Origin of the sequence: Streptomyces sp. NPDC091279, from assembly GCF_044757465.1 — a bacterium.
Classification (GTDB): Bacteria; Actinomycetota; Actinomycetes; order Streptomycetales; family Streptomycetaceae; genus Streptomyces.
The window spans coordinates 22,141-38,699 of sequence record NZ_JBIVVA010000013.1; the positions used below are offsets into that span (position 1 = coordinate 22,141).

The 16,559-nt window shown below is 71.0% G+C and carries 12 protein-coding genes and 2 tRNA genes; 8 read left to right on the forward strand and 6 right to left on the reverse strand.

The annotated features are described in order from the left end of the window. Nucleotides 1-52: 52 nt before the first annotated feature. The 4 genes from ACIQOU_RS29600 to ACIQOU_RS29615 all read right to left on the reverse strand — a co-directional run bounded on the left by ACIQOU_RS29600 (nt 53) and on the right by ACIQOU_RS29615 (nt 2,722). Entirely contained in the window at nt 53-409 is a 357-nt protein-coding gene (locus ACIQOU_RS29600) for an ASCH domain-containing protein (protein WP_401541378.1), read from the reverse strand. Nucleotides 410-731: 322 nt separating this feature from the next. Continuing rightward, nucleotides 732-920, reverse strand: a complete 189-nt coding sequence (locus ACIQOU_RS29605; RefSeq protein WP_401541380.1) for a hypothetical protein — start codon at nt 918-920, stop codon at nt 732-734. A 1,071-nt stretch (nt 921-1,991) separates the two neighbouring features. Continuing rightward, the gene (locus tag ACIQOU_RS29610; RefSeq protein ID WP_401541383.1) at nt 1,992-2,147 is read right to left on the reverse strand and encodes a hypothetical protein; all 156 of its coding nucleotides are present in this window, start codon (nt 2,145-2,147) and stop codon (nt 1,992-1,994) included. A gap of 44 nt (nt 2,148-2,191) precedes the next feature. Beyond that, complete coding sequence (locus tag ACIQOU_RS29615; RefSeq protein WP_401541386.1) at nt 2,192-2,722, reverse strand: hypothetical protein; 531 nt, start codon at nt 2,720-2,722, stop codon at nt 2,192-2,194. 640 nt (nt 2,723-3,362) lie between these two features. Here ACIQOU_RS29615 and ACIQOU_RS29620 point away from each other — a divergent pair. From ACIQOU_RS29620 to ACIQOU_RS29630, 3 genes are all read left to right on the forward strand, one after another. Further along, nucleotides 3,363-3,674, forward strand: coding sequence for a hypothetical protein (locus ACIQOU_RS29620; protein ID WP_401541389.1), 312 nt, complete (start codon nt 3,363-3,365; stop codon nt 3,672-3,674). A gap of 1,404 nt (nt 3,675-5,078) precedes the next feature. Next, on the forward strand, nt 5,079-5,639 hold the full coding sequence (locus ACIQOU_RS29625; protein WP_401541392.1) for a SigE family RNA polymerase sigma factor: 561 nt from the start codon (nt 5,079-5,081) through the stop codon (nt 5,637-5,639). Nucleotides 5,640-5,888: 249 nt separating this feature from the next. Further along, nucleotides 5,889-7,583, forward strand: a complete 1,695-nt coding sequence (locus ACIQOU_RS29630; protein WP_401541395.1) for a long-chain fatty acid--CoA ligase — start codon at nt 5,889-5,891, stop codon at nt 7,581-7,583. Nucleotides 7,584-7,618: 35 nt separating this feature from the next. Here the strand turns inward: ACIQOU_RS29630 and ACIQOU_RS29635 are convergent, their stop codons facing one another. Both ACIQOU_RS29635 and ACIQOU_RS29640 read right to left on the reverse strand, forming a co-directional pair. Beyond that, nucleotides 7,619-11,530, reverse strand: a complete 3,912-nt coding sequence (locus tag ACIQOU_RS29635; RefSeq protein ID WP_401541398.1) for a PAS domain-containing protein — start codon at nt 11,528-11,530, stop codon at nt 7,619-7,621. Between the two features lie 206 nt (nt 11,531-11,736). Beyond that, nucleotides 11,737-12,318 (reverse strand): SSI family serine proteinase inhibitor, encoded by a 582-nt coding sequence (locus tag ACIQOU_RS29640; protein WP_401541401.1) that lies wholly within the window; start codon nt 12,316-12,318, stop codon nt 11,737-11,739. Nucleotides 12,319-12,478: 160 nt separating this feature from the next. Here ACIQOU_RS29640 and ACIQOU_RS29645 point away from each other — a divergent pair. The 5 genes from ACIQOU_RS29645 to ACIQOU_RS29665 all read left to right on the forward strand — a co-directional run bounded on the left by ACIQOU_RS29645 (nt 12,479) and on the right by ACIQOU_RS29665 (nt 16,547). Beyond that, a tRNA-Ser gene (locus ACIQOU_RS29645) sits at nt 12,479-12,569 on the forward strand. Between the two features lie 172 nt (nt 12,570-12,741). Continuing rightward, nucleotides 12,742-12,814: transfer RNA gene (locus tag ACIQOU_RS29650), tRNA-Arg, on the forward strand. 196 nt (nt 12,815-13,010) lie between these two features. Continuing rightward, nucleotides 13,011-13,907, forward strand: coding sequence for a DUF2797 domain-containing protein (locus ACIQOU_RS29655; protein ID WP_401541404.1), 897 nt, complete (start codon nt 13,011-13,013; stop codon nt 13,905-13,907). A 280-nt stretch (nt 13,908-14,187) separates the two neighbouring features. Further along, complete coding sequence (locus tag ACIQOU_RS29660; protein WP_062701118.1) at nt 14,188-14,928, forward strand: response regulator transcription factor; 741 nt, start codon at nt 14,188-14,190, stop codon at nt 14,926-14,928. Further along, complete coding sequence (locus ACIQOU_RS29665) at nt 14,925-16,547, forward strand: sensor histidine kinase (RefSeq protein WP_401541407.1); 1,623 nt, start codon at nt 14,925-14,927, stop codon at nt 16,545-16,547. Before ACIQOU_RS29660 ends, ACIQOU_RS29665 begins: the two co-directional genes overlap by 4 nt. Nucleotides 16,548-16,559 lie beyond the last annotated feature (12 nt).

Sequence of the window (16,559 nt, forward strand, 5' to 3'; positions counted from 1 at the left end):
GTGGCCCGCCGTCGCTCCTTGTCTCCGCGACCCTTCCGGCAGCGTGGCGGGCTTACTGCGGCAGTAGCTCGATCTCGATGGCGAGTGTGCCGAGGGCTTCCTTCTCTGCCGGGTAGATCTCGCGGATGTGGGCGAGCTGCTGCTCACGGGTGGAGGACGGGTTGACGTTCGCCGGGCCCTCTCCGTCGAGGAGTTCCTCGAACGTCCGGTACCCCGTGACCCGCTTCACCAGGACGTCGCGGCTCTCGTCCGAGCCCTTGATGCGGAAGCGGATGATGTCGCCGGTAGCCAGGTCTTCGAGGTGGGGGTACTTCACGCGCACCTCGATCGTCTTCTCTCCTGCCGCGACGAGGTCGAAGTACCGGCGGTAGAGGTTCAGTTCGCGGAGGCGGCCGGTGGTTTCCGCCATGGTGCGGGCGTGCTCCTGGTCGGTGCGGGGACATCAGTCGGCCGAGTTCACCGGCTGAGTACGAGCGGAAGAAGTGGTGGGGGTCGGCGAGTGACACGTCGGCGAGATCGAGGAGCCGGTCGACGTACTCGGCCAACGAGCCCGGCCACTCCCGGGTGTCGAGCATCCACGGGGCCGCACCGTCGGGCAAGAGGAGGGGACCCCCGACGAAGGGGCCAGGCAGCAGCGGGCGGAGTCCACGCGGGGCAGCACCCGCAGCCACGTGCGGCGGAAGTGCTCGTCGGCCTGCTGCCGGCTGTAGGTCTCGAACGAGTAGGGCACGCTAGCCTGTCGACCTGGTCGGCGGCACCGGCCGTGCCAGGGTGTGCGCGGAGGCCCGCTGGCAACGGTGACCGCTCTCCGGGTCGGTGACGATGGCGGGGGCGTTGTCGAGGGCGCTGAACTGGACTTCGGCCGGTACCCCGAACCTGTCGCGGACGAGGGCCGCCCCGGCGAACGTGAGGGACTGCACCAGGGAGCAGGGCTTCGCCCGATCCTCGGTCCTCGGTCCTCGTAGTGAACGGCGATCGCGAGGGCGGCCTGTTGCGCGCGGAGGTCGTAGACGGCGTCACGGCGCAGTGGTGTCACGTGAGTGACCGGGACGGGCACGGAGCGCAGGGTGCTGCCGTCGGACCTGGCCCGCCACTCCGCGCCCCCAACGGGCGGACGGAGCTGGTAGGACGCCGAATGGTTGCTCGGAACGGCGACGACGACCCCGATCTCTCCCTTCTTGGCGAGATCGAGGGAGAGATCGCCGAGGCGAGAGTGAAAGGGGGGCCCGGCGATTAACTCACCTTTGTGCAGGGAGAGTTGCTTCGGCCTGCGGCATCCCGAGCCGGAGCCGCGCCCGGCGCACGCGACGACCGATCTTTTCGGCTTCCTCCAGCATCGGTGCTCCGTCCGTCGAGGCTGTTCCTCACGAAGGTACCGAGGGCGTGTGCCGAGTGGAGGGCGCTCTGGTCAGCGATGTCACCGTGGGTTCAGATGCCACCGCCTCCGCACAGTCCGTAGGCCACGCAGGCCACTTGGGGTGTCCCTCTCCGGAGGGGCACCCGTTCTGCGTGCCGTGACCGTAGGCAGGGTCAGGTGTTTGCGATCGAGGTGGTGCGAAGCGTGGACGTCGTGTTGAGGGGGCTCGGGAATGGGGAGTTCGACGTCAGTCCAAAGTCGGGGGACAGGGGCGGCACAGTTGGCGCCTTGGGCGTCGAGAGGTTTGCCGTCGGGTGTGAGATGAAGAGGAACGGTGACGACGGTCCGTTAGTTATCGGTGAGCCGCATAAGCGTCGAGCCGTAGAAATGCGGAACCGTAAGGATTTCCCCGTAATTGCCTTAGTGGCAGCTTGCCGGGGTGAAAGGGGGCGGGGGAGGTTGCCGTTCCCGAATTCTCTGGGTACGGGGCAATTCGGCTGCGCCAGTCCAACCGTGAAACGGCGAGATTGGGGGCGCCCTCAAAAAGGCACCCCCAATCCCACCCCCAATCCCACCCCGCGACCTCATCTGCCCGGCGTGACCACGTGAGCCCGCGCCTTTCGTTGAGGAAACCTCAGCGCGAGGGCGATTCCCGGCGGGCGCGAATGTAGTGCCAGCCGAAATACAGCGCGCCCAGCACGCCGACAGCCGCACCGACGCCGCACAGTGCCGTCGCCCAGGAAGCCATGTCCTGCGTGATCCACAGCAGGCTCACGGCAACCAGCGCCACGGAGAGCAGGAGGCGCTCCCCGTGGCCCGGGCTGCGGCGACCGGTCAGTCCCCGATGGCGCTGCACTTGTACGTGACGCCCTTCATCTTGATGTCCCGGTACCCCACCTTCGGGCTGATCGGGACGGACTTCGAGTTGAGCGGGGCGATGTCGCCGCCGCCACCGCCGCCGGTGCTCTTCTTCCGGCAGCTGTAGCCGAGAGCCTCAAGTTTCTTGAGGTCACTCTTGGCCTGGTAGCTCTTGTACGACTTGATCATCGCCGCGCGCTTCTGTGCGGGCGTGGCCTTCTTCGCCTGCGTGTACAGATAGCAGCCGATGCTGGCGCCGATTCCTACCCAGGACGCGCCCTTGGCCAGTGCCTTGGAAAGGCCTGCCGCGCCACTGCCGATGCCTACGACAGCGCAGATCTCATCCGATCCCACGCTGGCCTGCATTTCTGTTGCCGCCTGCGCGGCCGCCGCGACCTTTTCGGCTTCTGTCGGCGCCGCGTAGGAAGCGGTCGTCCCGATGGCGCACAGTGTGCCGGCCATGGTGAAGGTCACCGCAGTGGAAATGGCTTTGCTTCGGATATTCACGAAATCAAACCCCCGTGCACTCGGAATCGCTTAGATCAAGCAATTCCCCCGTCAATGCGAGTGAGACGCTACCAGCGGGGTCATGTGTACGCAATGGTGAATATCGTTCAGTTGCAACTCTTCGGGGAGGGCGGTTCCGGGCGGTCGAGGGGCTGGTCGAGGGGGCTGTGCGGGCCGTGTCGCCGGCGCCTGCCGACTGGTGATGGTCGCGCCCGCGCCTCCATGTCGCCGTGCCTCGCGCCCCGCACCCCCCTGTACCTACCCGCCACCGCCCCCTCCGTCCGTGTGCCCGTTCGACTGAGGGAGGTGGGTGGGGAGGCGACGCGCCGGAGTGGGTGGCCTGGGATCGAAACTGACCAAGCCGGGAGAAAACGCTTCACCTCAAGGGGCGCCTAGGGCGTGAACGTCGCTTCCGTGCCGAATCGGGCGCAGAGTGCCGGAAGGTGTAGTGAAAGGGGTTTATCGACTTGTCGTAGCACTTGAGGGGGAATCAGGGTCTACGGGGTGGTTCTGCGGGGTGCGGTGGGCAACTCTGATCTCGCGACGTCGTACACAGCACCGAGGCGGTCGGCCAACTGCCCCGGGAACAGCCTTACTTGACGTACTTCCGGCACAGAGCCGGGTTCTGGAGGAAGAAATCATGGCAAGCATCCGTACCGCCCGCGTCATCGCCGCCGTCTCCGCCCTCCCGCTGGCCGCCGCCCTGTTCACCGGCGTCGCCGCGGCGGACAACGGTGGCTTTGCGGACGACGGATCGAACGCCGGTGTCGCGACCATCGTCGGCAGCGGCGTCGGCCACGACAACAACGGCAACCTGGCCACCACGCAGCAGAACGCGGTGGGTTCCGGCGCCACGAACCAGAGCAACACCGCGCAGGTCAAGGGGTCCGCGTTCACGGGCATCAATCAGGGCAACGAGAACGTCCTCGTCCACTTCAACCGCCTGTGGTGAACCGGCCCTGATGGTCAGGGTGTGCTCCGTGGGGTGGTGACACGTCGGCGCGGCGGTACTCCGGTACCGCCGCGCAGGCGTTTTCGCCCCCGGCACCAACAGGGTTCCGACTTCGGCATGGCTCAAGTCCCGTACCTGGCCTCGGCGTCGACAGACAGGTCCCCCAACAAGGGCTCCTGCTCGGCGCCTTGACGCTCACTCCTCACCAAGTTGGGCACCGGGTACTTCGTCACGCCCCGGACCGGCCTCCACGGTTCGGCTCGGCGGTCCGGATCGAGGATGCGCCACCAGGAGCCGCCAGCGGAGCACACGGCGCCCGGCTCGGCGCTGCCGTTCGAGCAGCTCACCCCAGCCTCCTGGGGAGCGACGCCGACCCGCAGAACTCTGCACACCTAGGGGTCAGGCAGCCGCCGTCGGCCGGGCATACACGGCGACGAACCCGGCGGCGTACCCCCACGGCCGTCGCCCGCCCACTCTGACGCACCTCGGGCCTGTCCCGGCTGGCGACCACTTCACGCCGTTCGTGCCGATGCAAGTGCGCGCGCGGGGAGGCACCGGAGTTCGCGGCCGGGGCGGACGGCGCCGCACTCCGCACACCAGGCAGCTCGGGGAAGCCACCCGGCACGGCATGAACGGCATGGCAGGCGCTGGCGTACCGGCTTCCAGCCTGATCCTGACGTCACCGGACGCCCCGGGGCCGGTCCTGGCCACGGCGGCAACGGCGTACTCGCGTACCGGAGTGTCGGCGTCGGAGTACTGGCGTCCCGCCCGATCCCGGTGGCATTGGACGCCTGGCCCCCTACTGGTCGCAGTACCGGCGTCGGGGTACTGGCCTCCCGCCCGATCCCGGCGTTACTGGACGCCGTGGACCGGTCCTCGGCATGGCCGGCGCCGGAGTGCGGGCTTCCGGCCCGATCCCGGTGGCATTGGACGCCTGGCCCCCTGCTGGTCGCAGTACCGGCGTCGGGGTACCGCCCTCCCGCCTGATCCCGGGCGTTACTGGACGCCGTGGACCGGTCCTCGGCATGGCCGGCGTCGGAGTGCCGCCCTCCCGCCTGATCCCGGCGGCATCGGACGCCTGGCCCCCTGCTGGCCGCAGTACCGGCGTCGGCGTACCGCCCTCCCGCCCGATCCCGGCGTCACCGGAGGCGTGGGCCGGTACTCGGCATGGCAGGCGCCGGAGTGCAGGCTTCCGGCCCGATCCCGGCGTCACCAGACGCCTACCCCCCCACTGGCCGCGTCTCATTCTCAGGGCTTCCCCCAGGGGTCATCCCGCAGTACCCCGATGTCTCTCGTCCACCTTCAGGAGGTGGAGCCAGTACCACCCGTACAACCTGAGAGGGACGCCGCTTCGGGACCTCCGGCCGATCCGCCGCAGGCACCCCCGCTCCTAGCGTGGAAGCCATGACCACACTCGTCTGCACCAGCGCGTCCGCGGCTGCCGAACCCGCGTCGCAGACCCTCGCGTACCCGTCGTTCGCCTCGTACGTGAGGGCCCGCCAGCCGGTGCTGCTGCGTGCCGCCCGGTCGCTGACCGCGAACCCGTGCGACGCGGAGGACCTGCTCCAGACCGCGCTGACCAAGACGTATGTCGCCTGGGAGCGGATCGAGGACCACCGCGCGCTGGACGGCTACGTCCGCCGGGCGCTGCTGAACACGCGCACCTCGCAGTGGCGCAAGCGCAAGGTCGACGAGTTCGTGTGCGAGGAGCTGCCCGAGCCGGAGCCGCTGCCCGGCGACGAGGACGACCCGGCCGAACGGCAGGCGCTGCACGACGCGATGTGGCGGGCGATCATGAGACTCCCCGCCCGGCAGCGGGCGATGGTCGTTCTCAGGTACTACGAGGACCTCAGCGAGGTGCAGACGGCCGAGGTGCTCGGGGTGTCGGTGGGGACGGTGAAGTCGGCGGTGTCGCGTGCGCTGGGTAAGTTGCGTGAGGATGCTGAGCTGGGGCTTGTGCGTTAGCGCCGATCGGTACCGGGGGCCTAGGGGTGCTCGGGGCGTTGGTGGCCGGTGAAGTCGGCGGTGTCGCGTGCGTTGGGTAAGTTGCGTGAGGACGCTGAGCTGGGGCCTGTGCGTTAGCACCGGGGACCTAGGGGTATCCCTGGGGCGGCGTCCGGATTCTGTGGGTGTGGTGATCGATCGGCCCGGCCCCTAGTGACATACCGAGCGGTACGTGCGCAGAATCGGCGCAGCCCCCACCGCCGTCGGGCAGTGTCGCCCCGGGAGGACGCCGTGCTGAGCACCATGCAGGACGTACCGCTGTTGATCTCCAGGATTCTGACCCACGGGTCGACGATCCACGGAACCTCGCAGGTCACCACGTGGCGGGAGGAACCCGGCGAGCCGCAGCGCCGCACTTTCGCCGAGATCGGGGCCCGTGCCGCCCAGCTGGCGCACGCCCTGCGCGACGAACTCGCCGTCACGGGCGACGACCGCGTCGCGACCTTCATGTGGAACAACTCGGACCATGTCGAGGCATACTTCGCGATCCCCTCCATGGGTGCGGTCCTGCACACCCTCAACGTCCGCCTCCCCGCCGACCAGCTGACCTGGATCGTGGGCCACGCCGCCGACCGGGTGGTGATCGTCAACGGTTCCCTGATCCCGCTGTTCGCTCCGCTGCTCCCGCACCTCACGACGGTCGAGCACGTGGTGGTCTCGGGCCCGGGCGACCGCGCCCCGCTCACGGACGCCGCCGCCGTCGGCGTCGTTCGCGTGCACGAGTACGAGGACCTGATCGCCGGGCGCCCGACCACGTACGACTGGCCTGAGCTGGACGAACGTCAGGCCGCCGCCATGTGCTACACCTCCGGCACCACGGGGGACCCCAAGGGCGTGGTGTACAGCCACCGTTCGATCTATCTGCACTCCATGCAGGTCAACATGGCGCAGTCGATGGGGCTGACCGACCAGGACACGTCCCTGATCGTGGTGCCCCAATTCCATGTAAATGCCTGGGGTCTGCCCCATGCCACCTTCATGACCGGCGTCAACATGCTGATGCCGGATCGTTTCCTCCAGCCCGGGCCGCTGGCCGGGATGATCGAGCGCGAGCGGCCGACGCACGCCGCCGCCGTCCCCACCATCTGGCAGTGCCTGCTCCCCGAACTGACCGACCGCCCCCGCGACGTCTCCTCCCTCACCCAGGTCACCATCGGCGGCTCGGCCTGCCCGCCCGCCCTGATGGACGCCTTCGACCGGCTCGGCATGCGCGTCTTCCACGCCTGGGGCATGACGGAGACGTCCCCGCTCGGCACGGTGGCCCGGCCACCGGCGCGGGTGATCGGGACGCCGGAGGAGTTCGCGTACCGGCTCACCCAGGGACGTTTCCCGGCCGGAGTCGAGGCCCGCCTCTCCGGTCCCGACGGCGAACGGCTGCCCTGGAACGGCGTGTCCGCCGGGGAACTGGAGGTGCGCGGCCCCTGGATCGCGGGCGCCTACTACAACGGCCCCGAGGCTCAACCCCTGCGCCCCGCCGACAAGTTCAGCGCGGACGGCTGGCTGAAGACCGGCGACGTCGGCACCATCTCGCCGGACGGCTATCTCACCCTCACCGACCGCGCCAAGGACGTCATCAAGTCCGGCGGCGAGTGGATCTCGTCGCTCGAACTGGAGAACGCGCTGATGGCCCACCCGGACGTCACCGAGGCCGCCGTCGTCGCCGTCCCCGACGACAAGTGGGGCGAACGGCCGCTGGCCGCCGTCGTCCTCAAGGAGGGCGCCGACGCCGACTTCGCGGCCCTGCGGACCTTCCTCGCCGACCACGGCCGGATCGCCAAGTGGCAGCTACCGGAACGCTGGACGGTCATCGACGCCGTCCCGAAGACCAGCGTCGGCAAGTTCGACAAGAAGGTGCTGCGCGCGCGGTACGCGGACGGCGACCTGACCGTGACGACCCTGCCCTGACCCCATCAGGGCAGGGTCGTCACGGCCGCCGACGATCAGTTGGTGCCGATCCGGGCCAGGAGGTCGACGATGCGGCTCTGGACATCGGGGCTGGTGGAACGTTCGGCGAGGAAGAGTACCGTCTCGCCGGAGGCCAGCCGAGGCAGGTCGGCCTGGTCGACGGCGGCGGTGTAGACGACCAGCGGGGTGCGGTTGAGCTGGCCGTTCGCGCGCAGCCAGTCGATGATCCCGGCGAACCCGGCCTGCCGCCTGTGCACCTGCATCAGGTCCATCACGACCAGGTTCGGCCGCAACTGCCCCGCGAGCGCCACCGCGTCCGCGTCGCTCGCCGCCCGCGCCACCTGCATCCCGCGCCGCTCCAACGTCGACGTCAGCGCCAGCGCGATCTCCGCGTGCTCCTCGATCAGCAGCACCCGGGGCGGATGCTGCTCACTGTCCCGGGGCGCGAGCGCCTTCAGCAGAACGGCGGGATCGGCGCCGTACGCCGCCTCGCGCGTCGCCTGCCCGAGCCCGGCCGTCACCATCACCGGCACCTCGGCGGCCACCGCCGCCTGCCGCAGCGATTGCAGCGCCGTCCGCGTGATCGGCCCGGTCAGCGGGTCCACGAACAGCGCGGCCGGGAACGCCGCGATCTGCGCGTCGACCTCCTCGCGCGAGTGCACGATCACCGGCCGGTAGCCCCGGTCGCTGAGCGCCTGCTGCGTCGTCACGTCCGGCGCCGGCCACACCAGCAGCCGACGCGGATTGTCCAACGGCTCCGGCGGCAACTCGTCGTCCAACGGCTGCGGGCGCGGCGGGTCCGCCACCTCGACCGCGCCGCCGGGACCGTCCAACGGCTCGGGACCCTCGTCGGCGTTCTCGTCCGGGGCCCCTATCGCGTACGACCTGCCGGAGCCCTCGGTGGTCTGCGCGAGCCTCGACTGCCCACCGGACGACGGGAGTTGGGGCGACGCGGCGACGGGCTGCTCGCCCGACGGATGCGGGCGCGCGGTGGTCGGGTCGGGCGGCGTACCGAGCTTGCGCCGCCGCCCGGAGGCGTTCGGGTCACGCGGCGGAGGCGTCGCCGTGGGCTGCTGCACCTGAGCGGCCTGCCGCGTGAACGGCACCCCCTGCCCGAGAGTCCGCACGCTGATGGCGTGCCCCTGGGCGGAGTGGGGGTCGACGGCGGCCTCGGCGGGCAACGGCTGCGGCTGCGGCGGGGCGGCCTGCGCCGGGGTGTGCTCCGGCGGCAACGGGGCGGCGGGCACGGCCGTCTCGGCGGGCAACGGCTGCGCCGGAATCCCGGGCGCCTGCGGAGCCGGGGCGGGAGCCGGAGCCGGGGCGGGAGCCTGGGCGGGTCCAACGGCCGTTCCCTGCGGGGGAGTTGCCGTGGCCACGCCGGGCTGCGCGACGGCACGGCGACGGCGTCCGGTGGGCCCGTTGGTGGGGTGCGGCTGCGGCGGGGTGTGGTCGTCGGCCTGGTCCAACGGAACGGCGTCGTGCCGCCCGTCGTCGCTCACCGCGACCGGTGCCCCCTCCGGCCCCGCCTGCGACGGGAGGTGAGGCGGGGCGCCCTGCGGCTGGGCGCGCGGCGGGGCCGGCGGCGCCTTGGGAGCGCGGTCGGCGGCGGCGGGCGGCAGGGCGAACACCGGGCGCGGACCGGCCTCCTGGGTCGCGGCGGCGCGTTCGTTGGCGGCGGCCAGGGCACGGCGCCGACGTCCACCGGGCTCCCCGGCGTCCTCGTCGGCGCCGGGCTGCCGCTCGGGCGCCGGGTCCGCTCCCGGTGCCGCGGCGGCGGGCCTGCCGGGCGGCAGGGCGTGCTGCTCACCGTCGTCGCGCCGGGCCCGGCGTCCTCCTGCGGGTGCGGGCACACCCTGCGGCGGAACGGTGCCACCGAGCCCCGTTCCGACCGCCGCCGCGCCCGCCGCGTGCTCGGCCGCCGTGACGACGGCCCCCTCGGAGACCCCGTCCCCGCCCTCGACGACGCCGTCGGCCGGTCGGCCACGCCTGCGTCCGGTGCCGCCGGAACCGTCGCCGGGGGCAGCGGCCAGCGCGGGCAGCGCCGGTGCCTCCTGCGCGGGAGCGCCCCGCCGACGGCGCCGTCCGGTGGGCACACCGGCCTCACCGGCACCCTCGCCCTCGCCCGGAACGCCGACCTCGCCGGGGCCGTCGTTCTCCCCCGGGACGTCGCTCTCCAGGAACGCGTCGACGGACGCCCGCCGCCCGCGCCGCCGCCCGCCCCCGGCGACCTGCTCCTCGACCTCGACCTCGGCCGGAACCTCCTCCGGCGCGGCGGCGACGGCTCCCGCGCCTCCGCCGATCGGCACTTCGAGGACGTAGGCGTTGCCGCTCATCCCCGGCACCTCGTGGGTCTGGAGGACGCCGCCGTGGGCGCGCACGATCCCGCGCACGATCGGCTCGTGCACCGGATCGCCCCCGGCGTACGGCCCGCGCACCTCGATGCGCACGACCTCGCCGCGCTGCGCCGCCGCCACCACGACGGTGTTGTCCATGTAACCGCTCGCCGACATCGGCGAGTTGCCGGTCGCGTCGACGCCCGCCACGTCCGCGATCAGATGCGCGAGGGCGGTCGCGAGCCGCACCGGGTCGACCTCGGCCTCGATCGGCGGCGCGTGCACCGCGAACTGCACCCGGCCGGGCCCGATCAGCTCCACGGCGCCGTCCACACCGGCCGCGACGACCGCGTCCAGCATCACTTTGGTCCGGCTGACGTCCTCGCCGCCGGTGTCGAGCCGCTGGTAGCCGAGGACGTTGTCGATGAGGGTGGTGATGCGGGAGTAACCGGCCGACAGATGGTGCAGCACCTGATTGGCCTCGGGCCACAACTGCCCGGCGTCGTCGGCGGCCAGCGCCGCCAGCTCCCGCCGCAACTCGTCCAGCGGCCCGCGCAACGACCGTCCCAGCAGCGTCAGCAGCTGTTCGTGCCGTGCCGCGAGCGCCTCGTACCGGTCCTTCTCGCGCTCCCCGAGCGCCGCGTACCGGTCCTCACCCGCGCCCAGTTCCTCGGCGTGCCGCTCGGTCAGCTCCTCCAGTTCGCGGACGTGCTGCTGGCGCAGGGCGGTCAGCTCGGAGGCGTGCTCCTCGTCGAGGCGCTCCAGGTCGTCCCGGTGGCGCTGCTCGGCCTCGGCCATCTCCTCGGCGAGCACGTCGTAGGGGCGCCGGTCGGCGAAGGTCATGACGGCGCCGACGAGTTGGTCGCCGTCGCGCACCGGCGCCGTCGTCAGGTCGACGGAGACCCGGTCCCCGGACTTCGACCACAGCACCTGCCCGCGCACCCGGTGCTTGCGCCCGGACCGCAGGGTGTCGGCGAGCGGCGACTCGTCGTACGGGAACGGCCCGCCGTCGGCCCGCGAGTGCAGGACGAGGGTGTGCAGCTCCTTGCCGCCGAGGTCGCTGGCGCGGTAGCCGAGGATCTGCGCGGCGGCCGGGTTGACCAGCACGATCCGCCCGTCGGTGTCCGTGCCGACGACGCCCTCGCTGGCGGCCCGCAGGATCATCTCGGTCTGCCGCTGGGAACGCGCGAGTTCGGCCTCGGTGTCGACGGTGCCGGTCAGGTCCCGGACGACCAGCATCAGCAGCTCGTCGCCGCTGTAGCCGTAATTGTCGTAGGCCTGCTGGCCGTTCTCCAGGTTCGCGCTGGTCACCTCGACCGGGAACTCGACGCCGTCGGTGCGTCGCGCCACCATCCGCGTCGGCTTGGTCTGCCCGCGCGGGTCCATGTGGTCCGGCCGGCGCATCGAGCCGGGGATCAGCTTGGAGTCGAACTGCGGCAGCAGATCGAGCAGTCCGCGCCCGACGAGCGCGGTGCCCGGGGCCTCGAAGGCCTCCAGGGCGATGGTGTTCGCGTTGACGACCGTCCCGTTCGCGTTGACCAGGAACAACGCGTCGGGGAGTGCGTCGAGTATCGCTGCGAGGCGAGCAGCGCCTCGGGATGGCCTGCTGCTCACGAGACGCTTCCTCCCTGTTACCGCACCTTGCCGACCGCTCGGGCCATCTTGCCCACCGGCCCGAGCCGTGTCACGCGAGGGAGTCTACGACCCCGGGTCCCGCTCGGGGCGCGCAATGAGAGGGAGGTCGCACGGTGAAGTGACGCAGAACATGTGACCGGCAGTTCAAGCGCGCGAGGCGGGTTCACGAGACCTTGGCGGGACTTTTACGCGGCCGTTGCCCGGGGCGGCGGGCTCAGGTCGGGCAGCAGCGGTACGAGGCGGTCCCACTGTCCGATCCGGCAGCCGTCCCGCCGGTCGAACGTCGCGTCAACAGGGCGCCCGGCCCACACACCGGTGATCCGCGCGGTGGCGGGCCCGCCGTACTGCATCGTGCAGACGCTGCCGTCGGACGGAGGAGCGAAGGTGTCCCGGCCCCACTGCGTCTTGCGGTCCAGCAGCGCACAGGCCGCGTCGACCTGCGGATGATTCCCGCCCCCGGGATGGCAGTACACCTCGAACGTCCCACTCCCCCGCCCGGCCTCCCGGACAACGACGGTGAGGTGATCCCCCTGCCGCCCGACGGGGGCGAGGGAGGAGGGGACGGGATCGAGGGAGGGAACGGCGGTGCCGGGGACGGCGACGGGGGCCACGGAGGGAACGGTTGTGCCGAGGGGGGCGGCTTGGGCGGCGGAGGTGACGGGGGTGCCGACGGCGAGGGCGAGGGCGGCGGCGCCGAGGAGCAGGCGGCGGCCGGCGGCCGGGGCGACGCGGGGGGCGCCGGGGAAGCGGGGGGTGACCTGGAACATGACCTGACTAACGCCGTGCGGGGCGTGACGGTACGGGGCGGGGGGAAGCCCTTTGCCCTGCGGCCCACCCGCCTAGTACCGTGGGTGCCGATTGGTGACACGCCGCTCGTCTGTGTCATCATCTGCACGCACCACTCGCGCTCGCGCGGGGGGTTGTGCTGGAGGCGTCGCCTAGTCCGGTCTATGGCGCCGCACTGCTAATGCGGTTTGGGCCTTAAAGCCCATCGAGGGTTCAAATCCCTCCGCCTCCGCAGCAAGATCACGAAGCCTCGGTCCATGGACCGGGGCTTCGTCATTTTCCCAGGTCACAAGGGCTAACCCGAACGGATTTCACAGGACGGCGGCAGTCATGTAATGTTCTTCCTGTCGCCGCGACGGGGCCGAAAACACCGGCTCGGAAGCGCAACGACAACAACAGAACAAGCACTCGTAGCTTAACGGATAGAGCATCTGACTACGGATCAGAAGGTTGCAGGTTCGAATCCTGCCGAGTGCACATGTGAGTCGAGGCCCCGGAGAGATCCGGGGCCTTCGGCGTTTCCCGGGACGGGTTCTCCCGGCCCTCCCCTCGCCTCCCCTCCCCTCCCCTCGCCTCCCCTCTCTTCTCTTCTCTTCTCTTCTCCTCCCGTCCGTCCGTCCCTCATCCTCGTCCCCGCCCCCGTTGTCAGTGCCCCCCTCTACTCTGCGGAGTGATGGCTCAGGTGTGGAAGTGCTCAGGGCTTCAGTGGTCGGACGTCGGGCCCGTGCTGGTGTGGGACGGGGGACGGCGGTCGGTGCTGGCCCGGGGGAAACGGGTGGCGTTCGGGGTTGCCGACGGGGGTGGGCGGACGTGTACAGGGGCACGTGGATATCCGTGTCCGGCTCGGGTGACCGTGTCCGGGAGGAGCACCGGGGCCCGGTGCGAGGAGTGCGGGCGGCTGGACCGGGCGCACTCGGTCGCCGCCGACACCCTCGCCGACGACCCCCGCCCGTACCGCGTGTACCTCGCGTGGTTCGGGCCCGGCCTGGTCAAGGTCGGCATCACCGGGGCGCACCGGGGGTCGGCCCGGCTGCTGGAGCAGGGCGCCGTCTCCTTCAGCCGGCTCGGCGTCGGTCCGTTGATGGCCGCCCGGCGTACGGAGGAGTTGCTGCGGGCCGCGCTGAAGGTGCCCGACCGGATTCCGTACGCCGACAAGCGCGCGGTGCGTTCGGCGCTGCCCGGCACGGCTGCGGAACGGGCCGTGGAGGTGCGGGAGTTGCACGCCCGGGCGGTCGCCCTCACCGGCTGGCCCGAGTCGCTCACCCGCGAGCCCTGCCGTCCCGTCGACCACGCGGATGTCTTCGGCCTCGTGGGCTTGCCTGCCGCCGTCGGCGAGGTGAGCGGGCTGGTCGCGGGCGGCGCGGTGAGCGGGGCGTTGGTCGCCGTGGCGGGGCCCGATCTGCACCTCGACACCGGGCGCGGGGTCGTTGTCCTCGACACGCGGTTGATGCGGGGGTGGGAGCTGGTGCCCGGCGGGGGCGCGGACGGGGAACTCGGCTTTCCTGTGCGGGAGTTCGGGGGCGGCGCTGGGGGCGGGGGCGCGGGGGGAGTGCAGGACGGGTTGTTCTGAGGAATCGGCCACCGTGGCTCAGGATCGTTCTCGGTGCCGCTCCTCGGTATGGGGGCATTTATGGCCCATGTCCGGATGGTCCGGTCCTTCGGTCCCTGTGATTTTGGGTGGGGATGGAGGTTCGGGCGGCTTACCTTCTCCGGATGAAAGCCCTCTTACCTGCGGCCTTGAGGAACAGAAGGGGTTTCCATGGGTTCCCTGAGAGGTGGCTGTGTGTTTCTCAGATAAATCACAGGTTAGGGAAAGAGTGCTCTCAGGGGGCGCCGACAAAGTATGCGACATGACCACGACCTCGCCCCAGGGGCGCACCGAACTGCTGAGGCCGGACGGGAGCCCCGTCCGAGTGCTTGTGGTGGACGACGAGCTGTCGATCACCGAGTTGCTGTCCATGGCCCTGCGCTACGAGGGATGGCAGATCCGCAGTGCCGGCGACGGCACCGGTGCCATTCAGACCGCGCGGGAGTTCCGGCCCGACGCCGTCGTGCTGGACATGATGCTTCCGGACATGGACGGACTGACCGTACTGGGGCGCCTGCGGCGGGAGTTGCCCGATGTGCCGGTGCTGTTCCTGACGGCCAAGGACGCCGTCGAGGACCGCATCGCCGGGCTCACCGCCGGTGGCGACGACTACGTCACCAAGCCGTTCAGCCTGGAGGAGGTCGTCGCCCGGCTGCGCGGACTGATCCGGCGTTCCGGTGCCGCCGACCGCCGTTCCGACTCCGTGCTGGTCGTCGGGGACCTCACCCTCGACGAGGACAGCCACGAGGTCTCGCGGGCCGGGGAGAACATCCACCTCACCGCCACCGAGTTCGAACTGCTCCGGTTCCTCATGCGTAATCCTCGGCGGGTTCTCAGCAAGGCGCAGATCCTGGACCGCGTCTGGTCCTACGACTTCGGCGGCCAGGCCAACGTCGTCGAGCTGTACATCTCCTACCTGCGCCGCAAGATCGACGCCGGGCGGGAACCGATGATCCACACCCGGCGTGGGGCCGGTTACCTGATCAAGCCCGCCGCGTCATGAGCGGGCGACGACGACCGCGTCCGCAGAGGCAGAAGCGACGGATGGGCCAGCCTCGTACCCTGCGGACGCGGCTCGTCGTCGCGTCCGTGATGCTCATCGCCGTTGTCTGCGCGGTGATGGGGACGGTGACCACGCTCGCGCTGCGCTCGCACCTCTACGACCAGCTCAACCATCAGGTGACGGAGGTGGCGAACCGGGCCGGTGCGATGGCCCCGCCCGGCGCGCTCAAGGGCGGCGGGCCGGACAACGACTCCCGGTCCACCACCGTCGACCTGGCGGACTTCGTCACGCACGGCCCGCAGCCGCCCGGCACGGTGATCGCCAAGGTCGTCAACGGCAGCATCACCAGCGCCAAGGTCGGAGTGAAGGACGAGGCCAGCGCCGCCACCAACCCCATGGTGGACAAGAGCCTCACCTCGGCCCAGGAGGCCGCCCTCGCCTCCGTCGCCCAGGACAAGAAGCCGCACAGCGTCGACGTCCCCGGCCTCGGCAGCTACCGGGTGCAGTACGTCGACGGGACCAAGGGCACCTATTACGTCGCCGTCCCCACCGAGGACACCGACGGCACGATCAACACCCTCATCATCGTCGAGCTGAGTGTCACCGCCGCCGGTCTGGTGGCCGCGGGCATCGCCGCCTATGTGCTGGTCGGCGTCGCCACCCGGCCGTTGCGCCGGGTCGCCACCACCGCCACCCGGGTCTCCGAGCTGCCGTTGCACACCGGCGAGGTCAACCTCAGCGAGCGGGTGCCCGAGTCCGAGACCGACCCGCACTCCGAGGTCGGCCAGGTCGGCGCCGCGCTCAACCGGATGCTCGACCACGTCCACGGGGCGCTGCACGCACGCCAGCAGAGCGAGATGCGGGTACGGCAGTTCGTCGCGGACGCCAGCCATGAGCTGAGAACCCCGCTCGCCTCCATCCGGGGGTACGCCGAGCTGACCCGGCGCGGCCGGGAACAGGTCGGGCCCGACACCAAGCACGCGCTCGGCCGGATCGAGTCCGAGGCGGGGCGGATGACGCTGCTCGTCGAGGACCTGCTGCTGCTGGCCCGGCTCGACGCCGGACGGCCGTTGCAGTTCGAGCAGACCGACCTCATCCCGCTGGTCGTCGACACCATCAGCGACGCCCGCGCGGCCGGCATGGACCACAACTGGCGCCTCGACCTGCCCGACGAACCGGCCCTGGTGTCGGCGGACGCGGCACGGCTGCTCCAGGTGCTCGTCAACCTGCTGGGCAACGCCCGTAAGCACACCCCGTCCGGCACCACCATCACCGCGCGCGTGCAGCGTCGCGGCCCATGGATGTGCGTGGACGTCGAGGACAACGGCCAGGGCATCCCGCCCGAACTGCTCCCGCACGTCTTCGAACGGTTCGCGCGAGGCGACTCCGCGCGCTCCCGGGCGACCGGGTCGACGGGGCTCGGCCTCGCGATCGTTCAGGCCGTCGCGTCGGCGCACGGCGGCGCGGTGACCGTGGACAGCGTCCCGGGACGCACGGTGTTCACCGTGCACCTGCCGGCGCTCGCCGGGCGGGTGCCGCAGCCGGACCCCGAAACCAACTGGCAATCGCACTCACAGGTACAGCACAGTGCCACCACATCGGTGCAACAGGGCCACTGACGAAAGTCGTTG

Coding starts and splice junctions, on each gene's coding strand:
- ACIQOU_RS29600 (WP_401541378.1), bottom strand. CDS start 409: ATGGCGGAAACCACCGGCCGCCTCCGCGAACTGAACCTCTACCGCCGG.
- ACIQOU_RS29620 (WP_401541389.1), top strand. CDS start 3,363: ATGGCAAGCATCCGTACCGCCCGCGTCATCGCCGCCGTCTCCGCCCTC.
- ACIQOU_RS29625 (WP_401541392.1), top strand. CDS start 5,079: ATGACCACACTCGTCTGCACCAGCGCGTCCGCGGCTGCCGAACCCGCG.
- ACIQOU_RS29640 (WP_401541401.1), bottom strand. CDS start 12,318: ATGTTCCAGGTCACCCCCCGCTTCCCCGGCGCCCCCCGCGTCGCCCCG.
- ACIQOU_RS29655 (WP_401541404.1), top strand. CDS start 13,011: ATGGCTCAGGTGTGGAAGTGCTCAGGGCTTCAGTGGTCGGACGTCGGG.
- ACIQOU_RS29660 (WP_062701118.1), top strand. CDS start 14,188: ATGACCACGACCTCGCCCCAGGGGCGCACCGAACTGCTGAGGCCGGAC.
- ACIQOU_RS29665 (WP_401541407.1), top strand. CDS start 14,925: ATGAGCGGGCGACGACGACCGCGTCCGCAGAGGCAGAAGCGACGGATG.